The organism is Pseudomonas sp. BIOMIG1BAC (assembly GCF_001705995.2).
GTDB lineage: Bacteria > Pseudomonadota > Gammaproteobacteria > Pseudomonadales > Pseudomonadaceae > Aquipseudomonas > Aquipseudomonas sessilinigenes.
On sequence record NZ_CP049045.1, the window covers coordinates 1,638,296 to 1,662,011 of the forward strand.

The window sequence follows — 23,716 nt, forward strand, 5'->3', positions numbered from 1 at the left end:
ACATGAACAAGGCGAACCTTGCGGCCATCGAGCGCCACGCCCTGGCCGAATACCCCCGCGAGTGCTGCGGGTTGCTGATTCGCGAGGGCCGGCGGCGGGTCTATGTGCCGTGTCGCAATACCGCCGCCACCCCCAGCGAGCACTTTCGCCTGGCTCCCGCGGACTACGCGGCAGCCGAGGAGCGTGGCGAGGTGCTGGCGGTGATCCACAGCCACCCGGATTACCCGGCCACGCCCAGCGAGGCGGACCGGGTGGCCTGCGAGGCCTCCGGGTTGCCCTGGCACATCGTCCAGGTGCTGGCGGACGACGCCGGCCAGCCGCGCATTGGCCAATGGGCCCAACTGGCACCCAGCGGCTATCAGGCACCCTTGGTTGGCCGGGCCTTCGCCCATGGCGTGCACGACTGCCTGAGCATCATCCTCGACTATTACCGGCGCGAGCTGGGTATAGAACTGGGCAACTACCAGCGCGAGGACGGCTGGTGGGACAAGGGCGGCAACCTCTACCTGGAGCACTTGCCCGAGGCCGGTTTCGAGCGGGTAGGGGACCTGCGCCAGGGCGACGTGGTGTTGATGCAGATCCGCTCGCCAGTACCCAACCACGCGGCCATCTACCTGGCCGACGGCGTGCTCAAGAGTGAGCCTGCGCACTACCCGGCGCCGGGCTCCATCCTGCACCACCTCTATGGCCGCGACAGCAAGCGCGACACCTATGGCGGCTACTGGGACGAGGTCACGGTCAGCATCTGGCGCCATCGCCAGCTCATGGCGTCGGCTTGAGGCCGCTGCCTTTCCCGGCTGCCAACCGGGGATCTTTCTTCCTGGGAGTCATGTGATGAATCAGCAAAAAGTTCGGGTCGTGCGTTTGTACGGCTCGCTGGGAGCCCGCTTCGGCCGGGTGCATCGGTTGGCGGTGGGCAGTGCTGCGGAGGCGATCCGCGCCTTGTGCGTGCTGGTGCCGGGATTCGAGGCCTTCCTGATGGAGTCCAAGGATCGCGGGGTGACCTATTCGCTGTTCCTCGGGCGCGACAACCTGGGCCAGGATCGCCTGCATGCTCCCTGCGGCAACAGCGATATCCGCATTGCCCCGCTGCTCATCGGCAGCAAGCGCTCGGGCGGGTTGCAGACCATCATCGGCGTCGCCCTGGTGGTGGCAGCCTCCTATTTCACCGGTGGCATAGCCGCCACTGGCAGTACCGCCTCAGGCCTGATCGGCACCGGCGCTTCCAGCGGCTGGACCTTCGCCGCCAGCATGGGTATTTCCCTGGCCATGGGCGGGGTGATGCAGATGATGTCGCCGCAGCTCAAGGGCCTGGGGGCCATGGACCGTCCCGACAATCGTGCCAACTACAGCTTCAATGGCCCGGTCAACACCACGGCCCAGGGCAACCCGGTGGGCCTGCTCTATGGCCAGTTGATCGTCGGCAGCTCGGTGATCAGCGCCGGCATCTACGCCCAGGACCAGCTCTGAAACAGCGGTCTGCGTTGTCCATCCCAACCCGCCGCAGCGGGTTTTTTATCGCCAGGAGAACCCCATGGGCTTGGCCGTAGAACCACAAAAGATGCAAACCGTGCTGCTGTCCGGCTCCCTGGCACGGCAGTTCGGGCGTGAACACCGGGTGGCCATCAGCGCAGGCTTCAAGGACGTGATGGGTTACTTCCGGCAGTTCCCGGGTTTTGAGCGCTACATGGTGCAAAGCGCCGACAAGGGCCTGCGCTTTGCCGTGTTCAACGGCCGGCGCAACCTGTCCGAGACCGATATCCACCAGCCCCTGGGCAAGCAGGTGATCCGCATCGCCCCGGTGCTCGGCGGCTCCAAGCGCGCTGGGGGCCTGCAGACCATCCTCGGCGCGGTGTTGATGGCCGTGGCCTACTACAACCCCTTCGGCTTTCTCACCGGCCCGGCAGTCACTGCCATGATGATGACCGGGGCGACCTTGGTGATGGGCGGCGTGACGCAGATGCTCGCGCCCATGCCCAAGGGCCTGGGCGCCCAGGAGCGCCCGGAAAACCGCCCCAGCTACAGCTTCAACGGGCCAATCAACACCACGGCCCAGGGCAATCCGGTGGGCCTGCTCTATGGCCAGTTGACCATCGGCAGCACCGTGATCAGCTCCGGCATCTACGCCCAGGACCAACTCTAAGCATTCCCGTCTTCCACCTGCCTGCGATGCCGCGGGCCTCATTTCGCCTGAAGGAAAGCCATGACCGACCCCATTCTCGCCGGTAGCAAGGGCGGCGGCGCCAAGCCGCCCCGTCCCTCCGTGGAAGCCCCGGACAGCCTGCACAGCACGGCCTATGCCCGGATCCTCGATCTCGTCAGTGAAGGCGAGATCGTGGGCCTGAAGAACGGCAAGCGCTCGGTGTTTCTCAACGAGACGCCCCTGGCCAACGCCGACGGCAGCCTGAACTTCTCCGGGGTCAGCCTCGAGACTCGCAACGGCAGCCAGGACCAGACCTACATCCCGGGCTTTCCGGCGGTGGAGAACGAGTCCCAGGTGGCGGTGGAACTGCGCAGCGACCAACCCTGGACCCGCGCCATCACCAACCTGCAACTGTCGGCGGTGCGCATCCGCCTGGCGGTCTCGCGCCTGGCCCAGACCAACACCAGCAACGGCGACACCAACGGCTACACGGTGCGTTACGTCATCGAGCTGTCCACCGACGGCGGGGCGTTCGTCGAAGTGCTGCAATCGGCCTTCAGCGGCAAGAGCTCCAGCAAGTACGAGCGCTCCCACCGGGTCGATCTGCCAGCGGCCAAGGCCGGCTGGAGCGTGCGGGTGCGGCGGCTGACGGCGAACTCCAGCAGCGGGGCGATCGCCGATACCACCAGCGTGGAGTCCATCACCGATGTGATCGACGCCAAGTTGCGCTACCCGGGTTCGGCGATCATCGGCCTGCAGTTCGATGCCTCGCAGTTCCAGTCGATTCCCAACCGCTCCTTCGAATTGCAAGGGCGGATCATCCGCGTGCCGAGCAACTACGATCCGGCCTCCCGGACCTACAGCGGCGTGTGGGACGGCACCTTCAAGTCGGCCTGGACCGACAACCCGGCCTGGATCTACTACGACCTGCTGCTGCACCAACGTTATGGCCTCGGGCACCTGCTCAACGCCGGCCAGGTGGACAAGTGGGAGCTGTACCGCATCGGCCAGTACTGCGACCAACCGGTGTCCGATGGCAAGGGCGGCACCGAGCCGCGCTTTACCTGCAACCTCTATCTCTCGGTGCGTGCCGATGCGCTGAAAGTGCTGCAGGACCTGGCCACCACCTTCCGCGGCATGGCCTATTGGGGCGCAGGCTCGGTGATGGCGGTGGCCGACATGCCGGAAGACCCGGTGTACACCTACAGCAACGCCAACGTGATCGACGGCAAATTCGTCTACGGCGGCTCGGCGAAAAAGACCCGCTACAGCGTGGCCCTGGTGAGCTGGAACGACCCGGCGGACTTCTACCGGCAGAAGGTGCAGTACGTCGACGATCCGGAAGGCATCGCCCGTTATGGCGTGCAGCAGACCGAGATCACCGCCACCGGCTGCACCTCCCAGGCCCAGGCCCAGCGCATCGGCAAATGGGCGCTGCTGACCAACCGCCTGGAAACCGAAAGCGTGAGTTTTTCCGTGGGCTTGGACGGCACCCTGGTGCGTCCGGGGCAGGTGATCCGCGTGGCGGACAACGACCGGGCCGGCCGGCGGATCGGCGGGCGCCTGCGCTCGGCGACCCTGGACGCCCTGGTGCTGGATGCCGACGTCAAGGCCTACCCCGGCGATACCCTGACCCTGATCATGCCCACCGGCAAGGCAATCTCCCGGGTGATCAAGTCCGTGGGTTATCCACTGACCTGGGACAGCACCGGCATCACCTGGGACAGCGGCGCGATTACCCTCGACACCACTGGCTTTCCCGCTGAAGTGCAGCGGGTGGTGCTGGAGAAAAAACTCGAGGAGCTGCCACCGGTGCACTCGATGTGGGCCATCGACTCGCCGACCCTGGCGGTCCAGCAGTTTCGCGTGTTGTCGGTGGCCGAGGATTTTTCCGGCTCGGCGATCAAGTACAGCATCAGCGCGGTCAAGCATGTCGCCGCCAAGTTCGCGGCGATCGACAACGGCGCGCGCATCGACCAGCCACCGGTGACGGTGATCCCGCCGAGCGTGCAGAACCCGCCGAAGAACGTGCGGGTGCGCAACGAGCATTTCGTCGACCAGGGCAGCGCGGTCGGGGTCATGACCATCGATTGGGAACGCCCGGACAACGCCATCGCCTACGAGGTGCACTGGCGCAAGAACGACGGGGACTGGGTGTTCGCCGGACGTACCGGGGGCAACGCCTTCGAAGTCAGCGGTATCTATGCCGGGCGCTACGTGGCCAAGGTCCGGGCGATCAACGCCCTGGACATCGGCTCGGTGTTCGCCACCTCGGTCGAGACCGTGCTCAGTGGCAAGACCACACCGCCGCCAATGGTGGCTTCCTTCAACGCCGAGTCGATCGTGTTCGGCATCAAGCTCAAGTGGAGCATCCCGGCCGGGCTGAGCACCGCCGACCTGCAACGGACCGAGATCTGGTACAGCCAGAGCAGCGACGTGGCGACCGCCACCAAGTTCGGCGACTACGCCTACCCGCAGACCGACCTGACCATCATGGGCCTGGCCGCTGGCGTACGGTTCTTCTTCTGGGCGCGCCTGGTGGACAGGATCGGCAACCAGGGTGCCTTCCATGGGCCGATCACCGGACAGTCATCCTCGGATGCCGGGCCGATCCTCGAATACCTCAGCGACAAGATCAGCGAGACGCAACTGAGCCAGCACCTGCTGCAGAAGATCGAGTCCGGCGGCGGCGCCCAGGTCGAAGTCGAGACCATGAAGCGCGAGCTGGCGGCGATGTACTCGATCAAGACGCAACTGACGGTGGATAACAAACCCTATCTGGCGGGGATTGGTGTTGGGGTCGAGAACGATAAGGGCGTTATTACCAGTCAGGTATTGGTTGCGGCTAATCGGTTTGCGGTTGTCGATCCTAATACTGCCAAGGCGATATCCCCGTTTGTTATTCAGAATGGTAGTACCTATATAGACTCTGCATATATTGCTAAGGGCTCGATAACCACTGCTCATATTGGTGAGTATATCGAGTCTGATGATTATGAGGCAGGTAGTCGAGGCTGGCGTTTAGATAAGGCGGGGAACCTTGAATTTAATGGGTCTATATCTGGCGGTGGTCATCTAAGTATAACTAATCGCTCAATCAAGGTTATCGACTCTAATAATAAGCTTCGAGTGCATATAGGAGACTTGACGGCATGAGTTTCGGGTTTGCGATATATGACTCTGATCAGAAGCTCGTTAACACGATGACTGGTCAGTCTTTGCGTGTGGTAGAGCGTTTTTCAGTCGGAAAAATTGAGGCTGGAGAAAAAAGCGTCCCCGGTTATGGGCCACATAATGCGTACGTATACTCCATACCTAAAGGAGATCCTTCACAGGTTGGTGTCTCGGTATATCTCATGGATGGGAAAATAGTCTGGAGTTACGCCTGGTATTATCGACCAGCCTACATGTGCCCTAGCGAAATAGTTTTGGTGGTAAAAAAATGAACTATGGGATGATTATAAAAAATCCTGATGGAGATACTCTCGTAGACTCTAACTTTCTTAATTATTCTCTAGGTTCTTCAGGAGTGACGGACTGTGGAGTTGGCGTTACTCAAGTTTCATTCAAGGCTTCTATCAACTCGGCTAATCTACCTATCATTTGTGTTGCTCAATGGTCAGGGGCAGGACTGATTGGGGGTATTACCGTTTTAGGTGCGCCTGGAGCTTGGACGGGAATTTCAGTCAGGGTAAGAGGCGCAGCAATCAAGTTGGATTGGCAAGTATATGCCACCGACTTGCCTCCAGGAGAACGATGGACACTTTCTGTCTTCAATGAAAAGGATAAATGTATTTGATGCTGGTCGGAGAATGCTCACGTTTTCAGGAGAAATATCCGGAGAAACATCTGGCTGGGTTAAAGCTGGTGGAAGCCCGTTTGTTAACGGTCGTGACGATCTATTTCACTATGGGACGTCGCCGGTTAAGAATGGTCAGTATGTTGCATTAGGCTTGCTGGCGTTCGCTTTTTTTGGGCTCACCAATAGTAACTTTGGTCCGGTTTCTGTGGTGACTGAAGTGGGTTTTGGGTGGGAATCTGCAGGCAGGCCTTTACTTTTTCTAGAGTCGTTTATGGATGCTCCGGCAGGGATGTTTCCATACGGAATCCCAGGGGCCGTATTCTTTGACTTGCCTTCAATGCCGATTCTAAATGTTTAAATTTTATATGCTTTATTGAAATCATCAGGTCTGATGAATACCAGTTGAAAAGACTTTGTGTCGAGGGTGGCTCCCTGCTTTTTTAGATTGGTGTTGTTTCGGCTCTAATGTATTGGGTGTCGTGGGATTATGTAAAGAGCTTTGTAGACGTCCGTTTTTACGGGGCTTGGCTCTCCACATAGCGCAGTAATATCCCTTTGGAACATAAATGACTTATGGGGCTTTAATAGTTATTAGGAAACCTGATGAATATTACCGCTGTTGCCAAACAGCTGCGTAATCAATGTCCGAGTATTGCCGAACATGTGATAGCAGGTCCGGTACCTGCAGCAGCTGCCATATCCTCCCTCGTAGTTGCTTACATTCTGCCTGTGGCGGACCTCGCCACCCCCTCCACCGCACAAAACACCTTCCGCCAGATCATCCGCGACCGCTTCGAAGTCGCCTTGCTCCTCGATGCCACTCACCCGCAACAGGCCCTGGACCAGCTCCATGACCTGCGGGCCGAGGTCTGGCGCGCGCTGGTGGGTTTCAAGCCCGGGGCCGAGTACAGCCCGATCCAGTACGAGGGCGGTGAGCTGGTGCCGGTGGGCAATGAGCGGTTGCTCTATCGCCTGCGCTTTTTCGCCGAGTTCCAGTTGGGGCGCAATCGTTCCGGGCAGCCGGCGGAAACCTGGCATGAACGTGAACTCGACGGCTTGCCGTCCTTTACCGGGGTCACGGTGCGGGTCGATGCCATCGATCCGGCGGACCCCAATTTGAAAAGCCCGGGTCCCGATGGGCGCCTGGAGCTGACTTTCTCAGGAGAGCTGAAGCAATGAGCAAACGCATCACCGTGCTGCCGGCCGCTGGCCGTGCCGTACCCGATCCGGAAGCGGGCGACCTGCTGCCGGTCACCGGCCGTGAAGTCACGGACAACGCCTGGTGGCGTCGCCGTCTGGCCGATGGCGATATCACCATCAACGCCGTGCAAGCGGCACAACCGAAGGGAGCCCAATAATGGCGATCGGATTCAGCAATATCCCCGCGGACATTCGTGTTCCGCTGTTCTATGCCGAGATGGACAACTCGGCGGCCAATAGCGCCTCGTCGGCCATGCGCCGCCTGATCGTCGCCCAGGTCAACGACAATGTGCCCGCCAGCGACGTGGGCAAGCTGGTGCTGGTGTCCAGCGTGGCCCTGGCCAAGAGCATCGGCGGCCAGGGTTCGATGCTGGCCTCCATGTACGAGACCTTCCGCAAGACCGACCCGGTCGGCGAGATCTGGTGCCTGCCGCTGCACAACAGTGAAGGCAGCGTGGCCAAGGGCACTTTGACCCTGACCGGCAGCGCCACCGAGAGCGGCGTGCTCAACCTCTATGTGGGCGGCGTGCGGGTCCAGGCCGCCATCGTCAAGGGCGCCACCGCAGCCCAGGCGGCCACCGCCCTGGTGCAGAAGATCAACACCTCGGCCGACCTGCCGCTGAGTGCCAGCGCCGCCGAAGGCGTGGTGACCCTGAACGCCAAGTGGACCGGCGACAGCGGCAACGACATCAGCCTGCAGCTCAATCGCCTGGGCAAGAGCAACGGCGAGAGCACCCCGGAAGGCCTGGCCATCGTCATCGGCAAGATGGCCGGTGGTGCCGGCGTGCCTGACCAGGTCGCCGCGGTCGCTGCCCTGGGCGATGAGCCGTTCGAGTTCATCTGCATGCCCTGGACCGACGTCGCCAGCCTCAACACCTGGCAAGCGGTCATGGATGACAGCGTGGGTCGCTGGTCCTGGGCCAAGCAGCTGTTCGGCCATGTCTACACCGCCAAGCGCGGCACCGTGGGCACCCTGGTCGCCGCCGGGCAGGCGCGTAACGACCAGCACATGACCATCCAGGCCCTGGAACCGGGCGTTCCGCAACCGGCCTGGGTCCAGGCTGCGGCACTGGCCGCGCGCACCGCGGTGTTCATCTCCGCCGATGCCAGCCGTCCGACCCAGAGCGGCAGCCTGCCAGGCCTGGACCCGGCCGCGGCCAGCGAGCGCTTCACCCTGACCGAGCGCCAGTCGCTGCTCAACTACGGCATCGCCACCGCCTACTACGAAGGCGGCTACGTGCGCATCCAGCGTTCGATCACCACCTACCAGAAGAACGCTTTCGGCCAGGCGGACAACTCCTACCTGGACAGCGAGACCTTGCACCAGTCGGCCTACATCGTGCGCCGCCTGCAAAGCGTGATCACCAGCAAGTACGGGCGCCACAAGCTGGCCGCCGACGGCACCCGCTTCGGCGCCGGCCAGCCGATCGTCACCCCGAGCACCATTCGCGGCGAGCTGATCGCCCAGTACGCCAAGCTGGAGCTGGAAGGCCATGTGGAAAACGCCGAGCTGTTCGCTGAGCACCTGGTGGTGGAACGCGATGCCCGGGACCCGAACCGCATCAACGTGCTGTTCCCGCCGGACTACATCAACGGCCTGCGAGTGTTCGCGCTGCTCAACCAGTTCCGCCTGCAGTACGACAACGTCGCCTGAACGCACGTTCGACTGTGAATCCAGCCCACCTTGCGTGGGCTTTTTATTGAAGGGAGAAACACCATGGGTCAAGTGATTGCGGGCACCTGCTACGTCAAGGTCGACGGTGCTCAACTGACGATCAACGGCGGCTGCGAGGCGCCGCTGATGTCCACCAAGCGTGAAACCGTCGTGCCGGGTTTCTACAAGGAAGTCGAGGTCACCCCGACGTTCAAGGTCACGGCGCTGCACACCCCGGACTTTCCGCTCAAGCAGCTGGTGGCCGGTACCGACATGACCGTCACCTGCGAATTCAACAACGGCAAGGTCTTCGTCCTGGCCGGCGCCTACCTGGTGGACGAGCCGGTATCCAAGGGCGACGACGCCAGCATCGCGCTGGTGTTCAACGGCGTGAAGGGGACCTGGCAATGACTCAAGTCGTGAAGCTGCAAGTGGCCATCGAAGCCCACGGCGAAACGCTCGACGAACTGACCCTGCGCCGCCCGACGGTGCAGGAGGTGCGCAACATCAAGGCGCTGCCGTATCGGATCGACAAGAGCGAGGAAGTGAGCCTGGACATGGATGTCGCGGCCAAGTACATCGCGGTCTGCGCCGGTATCCCACCGTCCTCGGTGAACCAGTTGGACCTGGCCGACCTCAACGGCCTGAGCTGGGCCGTCGCGAGTTTTTTCATGAGTGCGGCGTCGCAGCCATCGGCGACCTGATCGCGGCCGCCTATGACCTGGCCTGGTTCTGGAAGGTTGACCCCGAACAGATGATGGCCAGGCCATTGGATGTGCTCCGCGAGTCACTGGAGCACGCGCAACGGATCAATGCGATGCAGCAGGTGCAGTGATGGCGAATATTCAACAAAGCATGAGCCTGACGAACATCCAGACCACGGTGCACATGTCCGTGGTGGTGCTCGGCGCACAGAAACTCGAAGCCCAGATGTCGGGGATCCGCGCCAGGATCGGCGCCTTCAAGAAGAGCATCGAGGACAGTGGCCTCGGCTCCCTCGACCTGGGCGGCTTCATCAAGGGTGGCGGTTTGCTGGAGCCGTTCATCCATGGCATCAAGCAGGCGATCAAGGCCGAGGACGACCTGCAAGCCAGCAGCCAGCAACTCACCCAGCTCAAGGCACCGCAAGTGCCCCTGGGTGAAACCTCGGCCCACCTCAAGCAGTTCGACGACGCCTTGCAAGGGGTGTCGCTGAAGATGGGCCAGGCACTGCTGCCGGCGGTCAACAACTTGATCACCGGGCTGACCCCGCTGATCAGCAGTGTCGGTGCCTTCGTCGCCGACAACCCGGCCCTGGTGGAAGGCTTGGCCGCAGCGGCCGTGGCTTTCACCGTGGTTACCACCGGGGCCATGGGCCTGGCGGCGGTGGTCGGCCTCTTGGCCTCGCCGGTGGGCATCGTGGCGGCGGCGATCGCCGTGGCCGCCGGTTTGATCGTGGCCTACTGGGAGCCGATATCCGAGTTCTTCAGCGGGATCTGGAACAGCCTGCAGCAGGCGGCGCAAGTGGCCTTCGCCACCTTCAAGAGTCTGTTCGGCTGGAGCCCGTTGCAGGCCCTGGCCGGTGCCTGGGGCGCGCTCACGGGGTTCTTCTCCGGGCTCTGGAGCTCGGTGGTCGGCGAGGCGACCCAGGCCTGGGCGCCGCTCAGCGAGTTCTTCAGTGGCTTGTGGCAGGGCATCCAGGCCCTGGCGTTGCCGCTGTTGGACTTCTTCAAGACCTTGTTTTCCTGGAGCCCGCTGGGGCTGGTGATCGATAACTGGCAGCCATTGACCGGGTTGTTCTCGGCGCTGTGGGAGCTGTTGCGGGCACTGTCGGTGCCGGTGATGAGCTTCTTCAAGACCCTGTTCGACTGGTCGCCCCTGGGCCTGGTGATCAATAACTGGCAGCCGCTGCTGGGCTTTTTCGGGCGTTGCTGGGATGGCTTGCGGGCGCTGTCGGAACCGGTGCTGGGCTTCTTCAAGACCTTGTTCGACTGGTCGCCCCTGGGCCTGGTGATCAATAACTGGCAGCCGCTGCTGGGCTTTTTCGGGCGCTGCTGGGATGGCCTGCGGGCCCAGGCGGAACCGGTGTTGGGGTTCTTCAAGACCCTGTTCGACTGGTCGCCCCTGGGCCTGGTGATCAATAACTGGCAGCCGCTGATGGACTTCTTTTCGGCCACCTGGGACCAGTTGCTGGCGCTGAGCGCGCCGGTGGGCGAGTTCTTTAGGGCGCTGTTCGATTGGTCGCCGATGCCGCTGATCAATGGGGCCTGGGAGCCCGTAGCCGGATTCTTCAGTGGCTTGTGGGACTCGCTGCTGGCGATCACAGCGCCGGTCCAGGGGTTCCTCCAGGAGCTGTTCAACTGGTCGCCCATGGACATGGTCACGGCCAACTGGCAGCCGATCGCCGACTGGTTCTCGGCGTTCTGGGACAAGCTCAAGGGCACCCTGGGCGGCATCCGGGAAATGCTCGGCGGCAGCTTTGGCGGCTTCATCGCCAAGATCACCGGCAAGGTCGAAGGCCTGACCGAGGCCCAGCAGCGGACCAACGCAGAAGGCAAGGGCCAGTTGGCCCCGGCATTCTTCGGTGCCGAGGCTTCGCCGGCGGCGCGCAACCTGAACCAGGGCTCTGGTGCGTTGGTGCAACAGAGTGCGGCCAACAACCGCACGCAACTCGAAGGCGGCCTGACGGTGCGCTTCGAAAACGCCCCGGCGGGCATGCGCACCAGCCAGCCGCAGACCAACCAGCCGGGCCTGGCGGTGACTCCGCGCATCGGCTATCGCTCACTTTCCCTAGGAGGTTCCAATGAGCTGGCGTGATCGGTTATTGCCGGCGTCGTTTCGCGGCGTCGGTTTCTGGGTCGACCAGGCCAAGACCCCGGTGGGCCAGAAGGGCCAGTTGCATGAGTACCCCCAGCGCGACCAGCCCTTCTACGAAGGGCTCGGCCAGCAGGCCAAGGTCCACGACCTGACGGCCTTCATCGTGGGCGAGAACTGCCTGGAGCAGCGCGACCAGCTGCTCCAGGCCCTGGAGCAGGGGGCCGGGGAACTGGTCCACCCTTGGCTGGGACGGATGCAGGTCAAGGTCGGCGAGTGCGAAATGACCCATACCCGCCAGGACGGCGGCCTGGTGACGTTCGCCCTCAAGTTCCACCCCGACCAGCCGTTGCTGTTCCCCACGGCGGTGGTCAACTCCCGCGAGCAATTGCTGGTGGCCGCCGACAGCCTGCTGGGTTCGGCGGTACGGCGCTTCGAGGAGGCCATCAGCCTGATCAAGGCCGCACGGATCGCCGTCAAGGAACTGCGCGATTGCCTCAAGGACGTCTACGCGGTGATCGAGCATGAGTTCAAGGAACTGATCGACACCTACAAGGACCTGCGCCAGCTGGTGCTGGCGCTCAAGGAGTTGCCCCGGGAGGTCAGCGCCGAGTTCAAGGGCTTGCTCAAGGACATCCGCGAGCTCAAGGACTTCGCCCGCGAGGGTTATCGCGGGGTGCTGGCCAATGCTTCGCAACAGGTCGAGGCGGCGAAGAAGATCGACACGCCCAAGCTCACCACCGGCAAGGACACGGTGGCCGCGGCCCAGGCCATGGCCAACCTGGTGCAGGACATGCTGCTGGTGAAGCTCGGCTACCAGGTCGCGCAGATGCCGGCGGCGGCGCCGGTGGTCAAGCTCAACTCCACGCCTTCGGTGGCCCAGCAGGCGGTCCAGCCGGTACGCCGCCTGGATGTGCCGGTGGCCGAGGATGTGCTGAGCCTGCGTGATGCCCTCAATGAGGTGATCTGGCAGGCCGCGCTCAAGGCCGATGCCCTGCATTACCAGGCGCTCAACAGCCTGCGCCAGCAGTTGTTCGGCCATCTCACGGCGGTGTCGTCCACCGGAGTGCGGCTGCTGACCCTGTCGCCCAAGCAGAGCCTGCCGGCCCTGGTGGTGGCCTACCAGCGGTTTGGCGATGCCACCCGGGTGGGGGAGGTGAGCCAGCGCAACAAGGCAGTGCATCCTGGCTTCCTGCCGCCGGCCGATCTGAAAATCGCCGAGGTGTAGGCCATGAACCCAGCACAAGATGCCGTCACCCTGACCGTTGACGGCCTGGACTACGGCGGCTGGAAAAGCGTCGAGATCAGCGCGGACCTGGAGCGCCAATTCCGCAGCTTCAGCCTCAACATCACCTGGCAGTGGCCGGGGCAACTGGAGGTCAAGCCGATCAAGCCCGGCTCGCGTTGCCAGGTGCGTATCGGCAGCGACCTGGTGCTCACCGGCTACGTGTACAAGGCGCCGGTCAGCTATGACGTGCACCAGGTCAGCCTGAGCATCGAAGGCAGTTCGTTGACCCAGGACCTGGCCGACTGCGCAGCCATCAACCGCCCGAGCCAGTGGCAGGAGCAGAGCCTGTTGAGCATCGTCCAGGCCCTGGCGGGCGCCTATGGCGTGGGCGTGGTCAGCGAGATCCCGCAGACCGCCAAGCTCGGCAAGCACAGCATCGTGCCCGGGGAGACGGTGTTCCAGTCCATCGACCGGTTGCTGACCCTGTACCGGGTGTTCTCCACCGACGATGCCGAGGGCCGCGTGCTGCTGGCCAAGCCCGGCAGTAGCGGGCGGGCCAGCGATGCCCTGGAGCTGGGCAAGAACATCCTGTCGGCCAATGCGCCGATGGATTTCAGCCAGGTGTTCTCCGAGTACCGGGTCATCGGCCAGCACAAGGGCAGCGACCAGAAAAGCGGCGCTGCGGTCGCCGAGGTCTCGGGCCAGGCCCGGGACCCGAGCATGGCGCGCAAGCGGGTCACGGTGATCAGCGAAAGCGCGCAGCTGACCCCCGAACTGGCCCAGCAGCGGGCCGACTGGGAGAGCGCCACCCGCATGGGCAAGGCGCTGACCACCAGCTATCGGGTCCAGGGCTGGCGCCAGGGCAACGGTGATTTGTGGCGGCACAACACCCTGGTGCGGGTGATCGACAAGGTCCTGGGTTTCGACCAGGACATGCTGATCTCCAAGGTCACCTATTCGCTCTCCGAACAGGGCTCGATCACCACCTTGCAAGTGGCGCCGCCGCACACCTTCGACGCCAACCCCGTCCCCGCGAAAACCTGAGCCGCCCCCGGCGGCGTACAGGCCACCGGGGCCTGCCATTGCCTGCCCGATGCGTCGGGCCCGGGCCAGCCAAGGAATCCACCATGAGCCTACTGACACGCCTGTTGGCGCGCGGCACCGTCGTGCTCGCCAACTCGGCCAACAAACTGCAATCGCTCCAGATGCGCCTGACCGCCGGCGAGGTGAATGACGACATGGAGCATTTCGAGCCCTACGGTTTCACCAGCAATCCGCTGGCCGGGGCCGAAGGCATCGCCACCTTCCTCGGTGGCGACCGCTCCCACGCCGTGGTGCTGGTGGTCGCTGACCGCCGCTACCGCCTCCAGGCCCTGGCGCCTGGTGAGGTGGCGATCTACACCGACGAAGGCGACAAGGTGCACTTCAAGCGTGGCCGGGTGATCGATATCCAGACCGACACCCTGAACATCCGGGCGGCCACGGCGGTGAACATCGATACGCCGACCCTGACCCAGACCGGCAAGATCGTCTCCCAGGGCGACCAGGTGGCCGGCGGCATCAGCCAGATGCGCCACCCGCATGCCGGCGTGCAGCCGGGCCCCGGCCAGACCGGCGCACCGGTGGGAGGCCCATGATGTTCCTCAGCCACGACCTCAAGACCGCGCTGACCCGCGCGGTGCTGATCAGCCTCTACACCTGGCGCCGCGCCGCCGACGATGATGTGCTCGACGATGACGAGCGCTTCGGCTGGTGGGGCGACAGTTTTCCCACGGTGGCCGACGACCGCATCGGCTCGCGGCTGTGGTTGCTGCGCCGGGTCAAGCTGACCCGCCAGACCCAGCTCGATGCCGAGTTCTACGCCCGCGAAGCCCTGCAATGGCTGATCGACGATGGCCATTGCAGCGCCGTCGACATCAGCAGCGAACGCCTCGACGCCCAACGCCTGAACCTGCGCATCGTGCTGGTACTGGCCGGTGGCGAGCGCCTGGACATCAACCCCGAACACAGTTGGCAGGTGACCTATGCCGTTTGAAACGCCTTCGCTGCCGGTGCTGATCAAGCGCACCCAAAGCGACCTGGCCAGCGATTCGCTGCGCCAGTCCGATGCCCAAGTCCTGGCCCGAACCCTCAGCGGCGCCGCCTTTGGCCTGTATGGCTACCTGGATTGGATCGCCGAGCAGATCCTGCCGGACAAGGCCGATGAGTCGACCCTGGAACGGATCGCCGCACTGCGCCTGAACCAGCCACGCAAGGCCGCCCAGGCGGCCAGCGGCAACGTCAGCTTCATGGCGTCGGCCGGGGCGGTGCTGGATGTCGATACGCTGCTGCAGTCCAGCGATGGCCGCAGCTACAAGGTGACCGCCGCGCGGACCACCAGCAGCGGCCTGAACAGCACCAGCATCGCTGCCCTGGATGCCGGTTCCCTGGGCAATGCCGAGGCCGGCCTCAGCCTGATCCCGGTGCAGCCGATCCAGGGCATCAGCGGCAGCTTCACGGTGCTGGCGCCAGGGCTGGTGGGCGGCGTTGCGCGCGAAAGCCTGGAGTCGCTGCGTTCGCGGGTGATCCGTTCGTACCGGGTCATTCCTCACGGCGGCTCGGCCCAGGACTACGAGACCTGGGCCCTGGAGTGCCCCGGCGTGACCCGCGCCTGGTGCCGCGGCAGCTACCTCGGGCCGGGCACCGTGGGCCTGTTCGTGATGCGTGACGATGATCCGCACCCGGTGCCGGATGCTGCGCAACTGGCCGAGGTGCAAGCGCATATCGAGCCGCTGCGGCCGGTGACCGCCGAGGTCCACGTACTGGCCCCGGTGCAGCAGCCGGTGACCTATCGCCTGCGCCTGAGCCCGGACACCAGCGCCGTGCGCGCCGCGGTGGAAGCGCAGTTGCGCGATCTGCACCACCGTGAAGCCGGTCTCGGCGAAACCTTGCTGCTGACCCATATCGCCGAAGCCATCAGCAGTGCCACCGGCGAGAACGACCACAAGCTGATGGCGCCCAGCGCCGACGTACCGGCCGCCAACAACCAGCTGCTGACCTTCGGAGGTTGCGTATGGCTGGAATGAGAAGCGCGGCCCAGTACCAGGAACAACTGCGCAGCTTGCTGCCCAGCGGCCCGGCCTGGGACCCGGAGCACGTACCGGAACTGGAGCAGGTGCTCGAAGGCATCGCCCAGGAACTGGCGCGCCTGGATGCCCGGGCCGCCGACCTGCTCAACGAGATGGACCCGGCCGGGGTCAGCGAACTGGTGCCGGACTGGGAGCGGGTGATGGAGCTGCCCGACCCCTGCCTGGGGGCCATGCCGCTGTTCGACGACCGCCGCCTGGCGGTGCGCCGGCGCTTGCTGGCGGTGGGTAGCCAGGCGTTGAGCTACTACGTGGAAATCGCCCGCAGCCAGGGTTACCCCAACGCCACCATTACCGAACTGGAGGCTCCGCGCATGGGCCGCGCCCGCTTCGGTTCGGCGCACTTCGGCACCTGGCAGGCGCAGTTCATGTGGACGCTCAACACCGGCGGCCGACTGCTGCTCGGGCGGCGCTACGGCGCCAGCTACTGGGGCGAACGCTTCGGCATGAACCCCGGATCGGCCCTGGAGTGCCTGATCCACCGCAGCGCCCCGGCTCATACCCGGGTGCATATCAATTACGACTAGAGGGCAGGTGATGGACTTTCCCAGAAGTGTGCCCAGCGCGGGACTGGTCAACGGCCGGTTCGCCGACGAAAACCCGCTGACCGGGACGCCCGGCTCGTTGATCACCGCCGCCTGGGGCAATGGCGTGACCGAGGAGTTGCTCAATGTGATTCGTGCGGCGGGCATCACGCCAGCCGAAAGCGAATCAGACCAGCTGCTCAGGGCCTTGAAGGGCGTACTGGCCCAGGATGCCCAGCCCCTGGCCGCGTTGGCCTTTCCCACCGTGGCCACGGCCGACGGGCGTATCGCGGTGACACCGGGTACGGCTGCGGCGGGCGGCACGGTCATGGTGCCCGGCGGGGTGCTGGTCAGCCTGGGCGAAGAAGCCCTGGTGGGCATCACCGCCCGTCCGCGGGCGCTGTACAGCGTGCCCTGGATTTCCCCAGACCTGGATATCAACAGCACCTATTTCTTGCGCATGCAGGTCATGGGTGGGGCGTTGGGTTGCTACCTGCAAAAGGGCACCGACAACGATGCCGTTCCCTCTGCGCTCAAGGGCGCCGCCGGCGCCTCCGGAGGCGGTTTCGATTCCACCTGCATCGACATGCTCCTGGCCAAGGTGGTCACCGCCGGTGCCGGGACCTTGCCCAAGCTGACCTTGCTGGCCAACAAGGCGCGGCTGGAAGCCGTGGGGGTCTGGTCCGGAGCAAGCGGCAGTTACTCGCTGCCCCTGAACTGGGCCAGGAAACCTCGGGCCTACGTTGCGGGAATGATGGACTACGACGACTACGTCAAGACCGACTACACCATCGTGGCCGAGGACACTGGTCATAACTACAAGACAGCGACATCGGCCATGCCCGAAGGAGGTTTCAGCGATCGCTACATGGGGCGCGTGCTGATCCTGTCCTGGGCGCAGAACGTCACAAGCATCGTCGGGTTGATCAACGCCCGTGTCAGATGGGAGGCCTAGGAATGAAAGCCTTTATCGAACAGGGCGTCGTGACGGCCCTGGTGAGCGGCGATATCGACGGTGGCGTCGAGCTGCCGCCAGGCCTTGCGGTGACCGTCGGCTGGCGCTACCAGGATGAGCTGTTCAGCCCGGCTCCGGACAGCCTTGGCGCCGAACCACAGCAGCCGCTTTTGCAAGCCGAACGCGACTGGCGCCGCACGGCCCTGGCCGGGACCGATTGGCTGGTGGCCCGCCACCGCGATGAACTCGACGCCGATGCCCCGGCGACCCTGGGGCGCAAGCAGTTCGCCAAGCTGCTGGCTTACCGCCAGGCCCTGCGGGACTGGCCGGCCTCGGCCGGCGAGTCGCAAACCCAAGCGCGACCCGAGCCGCCCAAGTGGCTGGCGAAGTTGCCCCACTGACAGGACATGAACCATGGATTACCCGAAAAGCGTACCCAGTGCGGGCCTGGTCAATGGCCGCTTCGTCGATGAAAACCCGTTGACCGGCTCGCCGGGATCGCTGATTCCCGCCGACTGGGGCAATGGCGTCACCCAGGAAATCCTCAACGTCATCAAGGCGGCTGGCCTGGTGCCGGATGAACGCAAGACTGACCAGCTGACCCAGGCCATTGGCGAGTTGCTCGACTTCAAGCGCTTGAAGAACACCCCCACCACCCTGGGCGGCTACGGCATTAGCGATGCCAGCGGACGCCTGTTGGCGGTGAAGCAGTTCGAAACCGTGGGCATCACCCTGTACCGACCCGACCCCAGGGCCAAGCGCATTCGCGTACGCCTGGTGGGTGCTGGTGGTTCCGGCGGCGGCTGCCAGCCGGTGCCCGCAGGTAGTTTCTCCGTGGGCGGTGGCGGTGGTGCCGGCGCCTATGCCGAGGGCTTGTTCGACGTGACCCCACAGATGCTCTCGGGGGTGCCTATTACCCTGGGTGCCGGTGGCGAGGCGCGAACGGCGGTGGGCGCCAGCGGCGGTAGCGCCTCTTTTGGCAGTTACATGAGCGCCTCTGGAGGTACGGGTGGCCAGGTGATCACCTTTGTTTCGACTGCCCCTGGATTCGTCCAGGGGGGCGTAGGCGGCGGCGTGGTGACGGGCGGCAACCTTTCCAGTGCCCGTGGCATACAGGGCGGTTATGCCATGAGCAATCCGAACTGGGGCACGTTGGCGGGCTGCGGCGCAGCCAGTCCGTTCGACGGCGGTGCTGGCGCCACTGGCCTGAACACCACGGGCCTCGCCGGGGTGCGGGGTTCGGGCGGTGGCGGTAGTTGTTCATACAACGCCAGCGCTGCCTGCTTGAGCGGCGCCGGTGGCGGTGCCTTTTGTGAAATCTGGGAGTACGCGTGATGGCCCGTTATGTCCGTGTGGAAGAGGGCGTGGTGGTCGAGTTGATCGAGACCGGCGACTACGCCATCGCTGATTTGTTCGCCCCGCAGTTCCTCGCGTCAATCCACCCTGCGCCCCCGGGGCGCGAAGTGCGGGTGGGCATGGAGTTGCAGGCCAGCCCTGTGCCGGCTTCGGTGGCTGAGGCAAGTGAGCCGGTGGCTGCGCCGCTGGCGACACCGCCAGGCGACAAGCTGGAGGCCGTGGCCCGGGCCCATGTGGCCGAGGTGGTGGCCCAGGGGGCGGAAGCCCGGGAGCGCCAATGGCGCAGCGACAGCCTGGAAGCCAGCCAGTGGCTGGCGGCCCGGCACCGCGATGAACAGGACCTGGGCCGTGGCACCAGCCTTAGCGCGCAGCAGTACCTGGAGTTGCTGGAGTACCGCCAGGCCCTGCGCGAATGGCCCGGTTGCCAGGGGTTTCCGGCCGTTGCGGCGCGCCCGCAGGCCCCCCAATGGTTGCCAGGCAACCTGCCTGGCCAATGACCGGCGCGAATCCTTCGAGCCGTTTTCAATCATCTCAAGACGCCTGCCCGCCACCCGGGTGCCGACGTTGTCTGGCCGCTGGCCGAGCCGCGTCGCACCCGGGACGTAGCGGTGGGCGTCCTTATCAGGACATCACCTGTGGACTATCCAAAAAGCGTGCCCAGCTCCGGGCTGGTCAATGGCCGGTTCATCGATGAAAACCCGGTTGCCGGCACACCGGGGTCGCTGATCCCGGCCAGCTGGGGCAACGCGATCACCGATGAAATCCTCAATGTGCTGTCGGCCGCGGGCATCGCTCCGCTGGAAGGCAGCAACAACCAGCTGATCACCGCGCTGCGCAGCGGTGCGCTGTTCCAGACCAAACCGCAGTTCGACAACGGCAAGTCGGCGGCCACCACCGAGTTCGTGCAACGCGCCCTGGGCTCGCTGCGCGATGTGGCGGTCTACAACGCGGCCACCACCCTGACCGCCGCCGATATTGGTCGTTGCGTGCGCTTCGGTTATGGCGGCTACAGCATCACCTTGCCCGCGGCCGGACCGGCCATCGCCAATGGCAGCGCCCTGTACCTGATGAACACCGGCACCGGGGCCATGACCGTGGTGGTCAATGGTGGCGACAAGATCGCCGTCGGCAACGGCTACCTGAGTAGCTTCGAATTCGGCGTGGGCGATTCGGTGGTGCTGGTCAAGCATCTCAATGGCGAGTGGACGGCGCTGCTGGGCAGCGTACCGATGCGCTACATGCCGGGTTTTGCCTGTTCATTGAACACCACGGGTTATCAGAAATTGCCCAGTGGCTTGATCGTGCAGTGGATCGCCGGTGGTTCCGACAGCAATGGCAACATGATCGTCTCGTTGCCTATCCAGTTTCCCAACGCGGTACTGGGCGGCATTGCCAACGAACTCAATCCCCTGGGCTGGGGTGCCACGGGCCGGACCACGGTCTGGGCCTTCGACCTGCCCAGCAGCAACAAGGCGGTGGTGGTGGCCAAGTCCCGGGACATCATCGGCAACAACGTACCGGTGCCCAATCCCATTGGCGGCCGCATCCTGGTTTGGGGGTATTGAATGAGCAAGTATTTTCTAGCGCAGACCTTGGGGTTCCTGTGCTCCGACGAGCATGAACCGGCGCTGCTGGAGCAGGCGGTGAAGATCACCGACCTGGAGTACCAGAAGCTGTTCGAGGGACAGGCCCAGGGCCAGGCCATCGCCGCCGACGAGTTGGGCCGGCCGATCCTGGTGGAACGCCCCGGGCCTTCGGCCGAGACCTTGGCGCTGATCGAGCGCGCCTGGCGCGACGGCCAATTGCAGGAGACCGACGGCGTGGTGGCGCGCCATCGCGATGAGCTGGACGCCGGTGGCGCCACCAGCTTGTCGGCGGCTCAATTCCAGGGCCTGCAGGATTATCGGCGGCTGTTGCGCCAATGGCCGGCCCAGGACGAATTCCCCGCTAGCGACAAGCGCCCCGTACAAGTGATGCCGGCACCGGCAGCGGCTCCCGCGGTGAAGCGCACCCGGGCCAGAAAGCCCGCGCAACCGGCACCGGAAGCTTCGTCCTGATGCGGGCCAGCAGGCGTCGTGAGGCCGATGGGGCGGCATGCCCAGGCCTTGTTCATTGGAAAAAACATGCAGGAGTAGAACAGTGGATTATCCCAAAAGCGTTCCTGGCATAGGCCTGCTCAACGGCAAGTTCGTCGATGAGAATCCTGTGGCCGGAACTCCCGGGTCGCTGATCCCCGCCGCCTGGGGCAACAGCATTACCCAGGAGCTGTTGACGGTGATTGGCCGCGCCGGGCTTGTACCGGATGAAGCGGATACCGCTCAGCTGCTCAAGGCGTTGCAGGTCATGTTGGCCAACGCCAGTCCCATGCTTTCGCGCGTACTCCAGATCAACCATTCCAGAAGCCTGGCCGCGCAGGACCTGGGTCTGGTGATGGTCAACGGCGCACAGGAACCGATTACGCTGACGCTACCTGCGGCGGACTCGGTACTGGGTGTGCGCGACGTGATCGTGCGGAGGCTCGATAACGGTGGCAACCGGGTACTGGTGCAATGCACGGGGGCTGACACCATCAAGTTCCACACCCATCTGCGTGCCGCAGGGTACGGTTTCCTGGTGTTGATGGGCGCTGGTGATTTTTGGCATCTGCGCAGTGATGGGGCGGGAGGCTGGTGGCCGGTCGGGCGCTATGACAACGCTGCCCTTGGGCGAATGTTCTTCGAGACCACGACCCAGTTCAGCCCGGGTGGATATGGCGCCTTGAACGGCAAGTTGCTGAACCGCGCCGACTGGCCCTGGTTGTGGGATCACGCGAAGCAATCGGGCATGTTGCGCCCCGACAACGATCGTGCGGGGGGCTGGAGCTACGGTGATGGTGTATCGACTTTTCGCCTGCCCGAGGCCCAGGGCGAATTCCTGCGGGTACTTGACGAGGATCGTGGGGTCGATGTCGGGCGTGGGGCGGGCAGCTGGCAAACCGGGACCAATATCACCGGCGACAACGGCCAGTCCCCGGCGGTGCACGGTATTGGCGAACTGGCTAACGTGGGGGTCGATCCGACCTCGTTCAATGGAATGATCTATTACAACGCTGCGGGTGCGACGCAGGTGATCTCCAGTATCTACTGGGGCATGGTGCGTCCGCGAAACATCGCCTATCCCGGCCGTATCAAACTTATCTGAGGTTCTCATGCCTGAATATCTTGTGAGCCCTGCCGGAGCGTTGATCGGGCCGGTGGTATTTCCTGTGGTTCCCGGGCTGGGTGTGCAGTTGCCGGCCAATGCCGTGGAATTGCCCAGCGAGTTGAGTCCGCCCGAAAAGGGATTTGCCTGGGCCTGGGTCGATGGTGCTCCCCAACTGTTGCCTGATCATCGCGGCCAGGTATTCCAGATCCATGGTGGCGCGGCAAGTACCTGGGAGCGCCTGGGTGATCTGCCCGAGGGACTGACCACCCAGCCCCGTCCCGATCCCTATCACGTTTGGCACGATGATCGCTGGCAGCTTGACCGGGAGGCCCGGGAGTCCGCGACTCTGGAACAGCTGCTGTTGGAGCGAGACAACCGTTTGCGTGAGGCAGCTATCCGCCTGGCCCCCCTGCAGTACGCCGTCGACCTTGGAGAGGCCTCTACCGAGGAGAAAAACGCCTTGCTCGATTGGAAGCGCTATTGCATCGCCTTGAATCGTATCGAACAGCAGCCCGGATATCCGTCCGAGATCGAGTGGCCGGTACTGGCGCCTTCCGTATTGAAGGCGCCATCCAACCCACTGTTCGCGCTGTTTCGTGGGAAGAACAAATGAAAGGAATCCTCTATGTCGATCACTGAAGAGCAGTTGCTCAAGATCATGCCGAACGCCCGCCGCCAAGCGGGCGTTTTCGTATCCCCGCTCAACGCTGCCATGGCTCGCCGGCAGATCGATACGCCCAAGCGCCAGGCGGCGTTCCTGGCGCAGATCGGCCATGAATCGGGGCAGTTGCAGTACGTGCGCGAGCTGGGCAACGACCAGTACCTGAGCAAGTACGACACCGGCACCCTGGCCGCGCGGCTGGGCAATACCCCCGAGGCCGATGGCGACGGCCAGCGCTATCGCGGGCGTGGGCTGATCCAGGTCACCGGGCGCAGCAACTATCGCCAGTGCAGCCTCGGCCTGTTCGGCGACGAGCGCCTGCTGGAGTTGCCCGAGCTGCTGGAGCAGGCGCAATGGGCCGCCGAATCGGCAGCCTGGTTCTGGGAGCGGGCGGGGCTCAATGCCCTGGCCGATCGTGATGAGTTCAACGCCATCACCCGGCGCATCAATGGCGGCCTGAACGGCCTGGAAGATCGCCGCCAGCTCTGGGGCCGGGCGCGCTCGGTACTGGGCCTGCCGGCCGCCTGAGGCCGCCGGCGTGCGCCAAGGAGAATCAGCATGAACATTCGCAGTTGGCTGGCCGTGGCGGTCATGGCCGGGCTGCTCTATGCCCTGGGCTATATCACCGGGGTCGGCAGCGAGCGTAGCCGCAACCACGTCCTGGACGAGGCGCGCCTGCGCCAGTCCTTCGAACAGGGCCAGGCCCTGGGTACGGTCAAGGAGAAGGTGGTGGTCGAGTACGTCGACCGCATCGTCAAGGTCTACCAGGCGGGCGCCACGATTACCAAGGAGGTCCCTATCTATGTTTCCCAAGCCGCTGATAGTGCTTGCGTGGTGCCTGCCGGTTTTGTCCGGGTGCACGACGCCGGCGCCCACAACCTGCCCGTGGCCGGAGGCCCCCGCGGCACTGATGGCGCCGCCTCGGGCCTTGCACTCTCTACCGTCGCCGCCAGCGTCGTCGACAACTACAACCAGTGCCACGCCAATGCCGAGCAACTGAAGGCGTTGCAGCAGTGGGTGCGCGAGTCCCAGGCCCTGCTGCAGGGCGCCCCAGCGGTGGCCCGGCATCCCTGAGGGGAACAGGAGACTTTC

At 64.2% G+C, this 23,716-nt stretch carries 28 protein-coding genes; all 28 read left to right on the forward strand.

The genetic code is table 11. The annotated features are described in order from the left end of the window. Nucleotides 1-2 precede the first annotated feature (2 nt). Nucleotides 3-779, forward strand: a complete 777-nt coding sequence (locus tag ATY02_RS07505; protein WP_068580472.1) for a C40 family peptidase — start codon at nt 3-5, stop codon at nt 777-779. Nucleotides 780-834: 55 nt separating this feature from the next. After that, nucleotides 835-1,470: a tail assembly protein gene (locus ATY02_RS07510; RefSeq protein WP_022639480.1), complete on the forward strand. Its 636-nt coding sequence runs from the start codon at nt 835-837 to the stop codon at nt 1,468-1,470. Between the two features lie 64 nt (nt 1,471-1,534). Then, nucleotides 1,535-2,143: a tail assembly protein gene (locus ATY02_RS07515; RefSeq protein ID WP_068580474.1), complete on the forward strand. Its 609-nt coding sequence runs from the start codon at nt 1,535-1,537 to the stop codon at nt 2,141-2,143. Between the two features lie 60 nt (nt 2,144-2,203). Continuing rightward, nucleotides 2,204-5,299 carry a host specificity protein J gene (locus tag ATY02_RS07520; protein WP_068580476.1) on the forward strand — a complete coding sequence of 1,032 codons (3,096 nt, stop codon included), beginning with the start codon at nt 2,204-2,206 and terminating at the stop codon, nt 5,297-5,299. A 286-nt stretch (nt 5,300-5,585) separates the two neighbouring features. Further along, a complete protein-coding gene (locus ATY02_RS07525; protein WP_141698276.1) occupies nt 5,586-5,942 on the forward strand; it encodes a hypothetical protein in 357 nt (118 codons plus the stop codon). A gap of 13 nt (nt 5,943-5,955) precedes the next feature. Continuing rightward, entirely contained in the window at nt 5,956-6,303 is a 348-nt protein-coding gene (locus ATY02_RS07530) for a hypothetical protein (RefSeq protein ID WP_141698275.1), read from the forward strand. A gap of 245 nt (nt 6,304-6,548) precedes the next feature. After that, a complete protein-coding gene (locus tag ATY02_RS07535; RefSeq protein WP_068580478.1) occupies nt 6,549-7,124 on the forward strand; it encodes a hypothetical protein in 576 nt (191 codons plus the stop codon). Beyond that, nucleotides 7,121-7,303 (forward strand): DUF2635 domain-containing protein, encoded by a 183-nt coding sequence (locus ATY02_RS07540; RefSeq protein ID WP_022642608.1) that lies wholly within the window; start codon nt 7,121-7,123, stop codon nt 7,301-7,303. The genes ATY02_RS07535 and ATY02_RS07540 overlap by 4 nt, the downstream gene beginning before the upstream one ends. After that, nucleotides 7,303-8,799 (forward strand): phage tail sheath subtilisin-like domain-containing protein, encoded by a 1,497-nt coding sequence (locus tag ATY02_RS07545; protein ID WP_068580480.1) that lies wholly within the window; start codon nt 7,303-7,305, stop codon nt 8,797-8,799. The genes ATY02_RS07540 and ATY02_RS07545 overlap by 1 nt, the downstream gene beginning before the upstream one ends. Before the next feature lie 63 nt (nt 8,800-8,862). Further along, nucleotides 8,863-9,210, forward strand: coding sequence for a phage tail tube protein (locus ATY02_RS07550; protein WP_022642610.1), 348 nt, complete (start codon nt 8,863-8,865; stop codon nt 9,208-9,210). Beyond that, the gene (locus ATY02_RS07555) at nt 9,207-9,503 is read left to right on the forward strand and encodes a phage tail assembly protein (protein WP_031321005.1); all 297 of its coding nucleotides are present in this window, start codon (nt 9,207-9,209) and stop codon (nt 9,501-9,503) included. The genes ATY02_RS07550 and ATY02_RS07555 overlap by 4 nt, the downstream gene beginning before the upstream one ends. A gap of 130 nt (nt 9,504-9,633) precedes the next feature. Next, the gene (locus ATY02_RS07560) at nt 9,634-11,595 is read left to right on the forward strand and encodes a phage tail protein (RefSeq protein ID WP_164823632.1); all 1,962 of its coding nucleotides are present in this window, start codon (nt 9,634-9,636) and stop codon (nt 11,593-11,595) included. Then, nucleotides 11,582-12,820 carry a DNA circularization protein gene (locus ATY02_RS07565; protein WP_068580484.1) on the forward strand — a complete coding sequence of 413 codons (1,239 nt, stop codon included), beginning with the start codon at nt 11,582-11,584 and terminating at the stop codon, nt 12,818-12,820. Before ATY02_RS07560 ends, ATY02_RS07565 begins: the two co-directional genes overlap by 14 nt. A 3-nt stretch (nt 12,821-12,823) precedes the next feature. Next, nucleotides 12,824-13,864 carry a phage baseplate assembly protein gene (locus tag ATY02_RS07570; RefSeq protein ID WP_068580486.1) on the forward strand — a complete coding sequence of 347 codons (1,041 nt, stop codon included), beginning with the start codon at nt 12,824-12,826 and terminating at the stop codon, nt 13,862-13,864. An 83-nt stretch (nt 13,865-13,947) separates the two neighbouring features. Further along, a complete protein-coding gene (locus tag ATY02_RS07575; RefSeq protein ID WP_068580487.1) occupies nt 13,948-14,457 on the forward strand; it encodes a phage baseplate assembly protein V in 510 nt (169 codons plus the stop codon). Continuing rightward, a complete protein-coding gene (locus tag ATY02_RS07580) occupies nt 14,457-14,855 on the forward strand; it encodes a phage GP46 family protein (protein ID WP_022642616.1) in 399 nt (132 codons plus the stop codon). Before ATY02_RS07575 ends, ATY02_RS07580 begins: the two co-directional genes overlap by 1 nt. Then, on the forward strand, nt 14,845-15,885 hold the full coding sequence (locus ATY02_RS07585) for a baseplate J/gp47 family protein (protein WP_068580489.1): 1,041 nt from the start codon (nt 14,845-14,847) through the stop codon (nt 15,883-15,885). The genes ATY02_RS07580 and ATY02_RS07585 overlap by 11 nt, the downstream gene beginning before the upstream one ends. After that, nucleotides 15,873-16,472, forward strand: a complete 600-nt coding sequence (locus tag ATY02_RS07590) for a YmfQ family protein (RefSeq protein ID WP_068580491.1) — start codon at nt 15,873-15,875, stop codon at nt 16,470-16,472. The genes ATY02_RS07585 and ATY02_RS07590 overlap by 13 nt, the downstream gene beginning before the upstream one ends. A 10-nt stretch (nt 16,473-16,482) precedes the next feature. Then, nucleotides 16,483-17,424, forward strand: coding sequence for a hypothetical protein (locus ATY02_RS35935; RefSeq protein WP_068580493.1), 942 nt, complete (start codon nt 16,483-16,485; stop codon nt 17,422-17,424). A 2-nt stretch (nt 17,425-17,426) separates the two neighbouring features. Further along, a complete protein-coding gene (locus tag ATY02_RS07600; RefSeq protein WP_164823633.1) occupies nt 17,427-17,825 on the forward strand; it encodes a phage tail assembly chaperone in 399 nt (132 codons plus the stop codon). Nucleotides 17,826-17,838: 13 nt separating this feature from the next. Then, nucleotides 17,839-18,759 (forward strand): hypothetical protein, encoded by a 921-nt coding sequence (locus tag ATY02_RS07605; RefSeq protein WP_068580496.1) that lies wholly within the window; start codon nt 17,839-17,841, stop codon nt 18,757-18,759. Beyond that, complete coding sequence (locus ATY02_RS07610; protein WP_068580498.1) at nt 18,759-19,277, forward strand: phage tail assembly chaperone; 519 nt, start codon at nt 18,759-18,761, stop codon at nt 19,275-19,277. Before ATY02_RS07605 ends, ATY02_RS07610 begins: the two co-directional genes overlap by 1 nt. 138 nt (nt 19,278-19,415) lie before the next feature. Further along, nucleotides 19,416-20,345 carry a phage tail protein gene (locus tag ATY02_RS07615; protein ID WP_068580500.1) on the forward strand — a complete coding sequence of 310 codons (930 nt, stop codon included), beginning with the start codon at nt 19,416-19,418 and terminating at the stop codon, nt 20,343-20,345. Further along, nucleotides 20,346-20,837, forward strand: coding sequence for a hypothetical protein (locus ATY02_RS07620; protein WP_068580502.1), 492 nt, complete (start codon nt 20,346-20,348; stop codon nt 20,835-20,837). It abuts the gene before it with no gap. 82 nt (nt 20,838-20,919) lie between these two features. Then, nucleotides 20,920-21,960 (forward strand): phage tail protein, encoded by a 1,041-nt coding sequence (locus ATY02_RS07625; protein WP_068580504.1) that lies wholly within the window; start codon nt 20,920-20,922, stop codon nt 21,958-21,960. A 7-nt stretch (nt 21,961-21,967) separates the two neighbouring features. Beyond that, on the forward strand, nt 21,968-22,576 hold the full coding sequence (locus ATY02_RS07630) for a tail fiber assembly protein (protein ID WP_068580506.1): 609 nt from the start codon (nt 21,968-21,970) through the stop codon (nt 22,574-22,576). Nucleotides 22,577-22,588: 12 nt separating this feature from the next. Continuing rightward, nucleotides 22,589-23,152 carry a glycoside hydrolase family 19 protein gene (locus tag ATY02_RS07635; protein ID WP_022642626.1) on the forward strand — a complete coding sequence of 188 codons (564 nt, stop codon included), beginning with the start codon at nt 22,589-22,591 and terminating at the stop codon, nt 23,150-23,152. A 30-nt stretch (nt 23,153-23,182) separates the two neighbouring features. Then, nucleotides 23,183-23,698 carry a hypothetical protein gene (locus tag ATY02_RS07640; protein WP_053135643.1) on the forward strand — a complete coding sequence of 172 codons (516 nt, stop codon included), beginning with the start codon at nt 23,183-23,185 and terminating at the stop codon, nt 23,696-23,698. Nucleotides 23,699-23,716 lie beyond the last annotated feature (18 nt).

Bases quoted from the DNA above. Each gene is read 5' to 3' on its own strand.
- ATY02_RS07560 (WP_164823632.1), top strand. From the start codon at position 9,634: ATGGCGAATATTCAACAAAGCATGAGCCTGACGAACATCCAGACCACG.
- ATY02_RS07535 (WP_068580478.1), top strand. From the start codon at position 6,549: ATGAATATTACCGCTGTTGCCAAACAGCTGCGTAATCAATGTCCGAGT.
- ATY02_RS07520 (WP_068580476.1), top strand. From the start codon at position 2,204: ATGACCGACCCCATTCTCGCCGGTAGCAAGGGCGGCGGCGCCAAGCCG.
- ATY02_RS07605 (WP_068580496.1), top strand. From the start codon at position 17,839: ATGGATTACCCGAAAAGCGTACCCAGTGCGGGCCTGGTCAATGGCCGC.
- ATY02_RS07505 (WP_068580472.1), top strand. From the start codon at position 3: ATGAACAAGGCGAACCTTGCGGCCATCGAGCGCCACGCCCTGGCCGAA.
- ATY02_RS07575 (WP_068580487.1), top strand. From the start codon at position 13,948: ATGAGCCTACTGACACGCCTGTTGGCGCGCGGCACCGTCGTGCTCGCC.
- ATY02_RS07525 (WP_141698276.1), top strand. From the start codon at position 5,586: ATGAACTATGGGATGATTATAAAAAATCCTGATGGAGATACTCTCGTA.
- ATY02_RS07590 (WP_068580491.1), top strand. From the start codon at position 15,873: ATGGCTGGAATGAGAAGCGCGGCCCAGTACCAGGAACAACTGCGCAGC.
- ATY02_RS07545 (WP_068580480.1), top strand. From the start codon at position 7,303: ATGGCGATCGGATTCAGCAATATCCCCGCGGACATTCGTGTTCCGCTG.
- ATY02_RS07555 (WP_031321005.1), top strand. From the start codon at position 9,207: ATGACTCAAGTCGTGAAGCTGCAAGTGGCCATCGAAGCCCACGGCGAA.
- ATY02_RS07540 (WP_022642608.1), top strand. From the start codon at position 7,121: ATGAGCAAACGCATCACCGTGCTGCCGGCCGCTGGCCGTGCCGTACCC.
- ATY02_RS07550 (WP_022642610.1), top strand. From the start codon at position 8,863: ATGGGTCAAGTGATTGCGGGCACCTGCTACGTCAAGGTCGACGGTGCT.
- ATY02_RS07580 (WP_022642616.1), top strand. From the start codon at position 14,457: ATGTTCCTCAGCCACGACCTCAAGACCGCGCTGACCCGCGCGGTGCTG.
- ATY02_RS07610 (WP_068580498.1), top strand. From the start codon at position 18,759: ATGGCCCGTTATGTCCGTGTGGAAGAGGGCGTGGTGGTCGAGTTGATC.
- ATY02_RS07635 (WP_022642626.1), top strand. From the start codon at position 22,589: ATGTCGATCACTGAAGAGCAGTTGCTCAAGATCATGCCGAACGCCCGC.
- ATY02_RS07640 (WP_053135643.1), top strand. From the start codon at position 23,183: ATGAACATTCGCAGTTGGCTGGCCGTGGCGGTCATGGCCGGGCTGCTC.
- ATY02_RS07515 (WP_068580474.1), top strand. From the start codon at position 1,535: ATGGGCTTGGCCGTAGAACCACAAAAGATGCAAACCGTGCTGCTGTCC.
- ATY02_RS35935 (WP_068580493.1), top strand. From the start codon at position 16,483: ATGGACTTTCCCAGAAGTGTGCCCAGCGCGGGACTGGTCAACGGCCGG.
- ATY02_RS07510 (WP_022639480.1), top strand. From the start codon at position 835: ATGAATCAGCAAAAAGTTCGGGTCGTGCGTTTGTACGGCTCGCTGGGA.
- ATY02_RS07620 (WP_068580502.1), top strand. From the start codon at position 20,346: ATGAGCAAGTATTTTCTAGCGCAGACCTTGGGGTTCCTGTGCTCCGAC.
- ATY02_RS07585 (WP_068580489.1), top strand. From the start codon at position 14,845: ATGCCGTTTGAAACGCCTTCGCTGCCGGTGCTGATCAAGCGCACCCAA.
- ATY02_RS07600 (WP_164823633.1), top strand. From the start codon at position 17,427: ATGAAAGCCTTTATCGAACAGGGCGTCGTGACGGCCCTGGTGAGCGGC.
- ATY02_RS07630 (WP_068580506.1), top strand. From the start codon at position 21,968: ATGCCTGAATATCTTGTGAGCCCTGCCGGAGCGTTGATCGGGCCGGTG.
- ATY02_RS07565 (WP_068580484.1), top strand. From the start codon at position 11,582: ATGAGCTGGCGTGATCGGTTATTGCCGGCGTCGTTTCGCGGCGTCGGT.
- ATY02_RS07530 (WP_141698275.1), top strand. From the start codon at position 5,956: ATGCTCACGTTTTCAGGAGAAATATCCGGAGAAACATCTGGCTGGGTT.
- ATY02_RS07570 (WP_068580486.1), top strand. From the start codon at position 12,824: ATGAACCCAGCACAAGATGCCGTCACCCTGACCGTTGACGGCCTGGAC.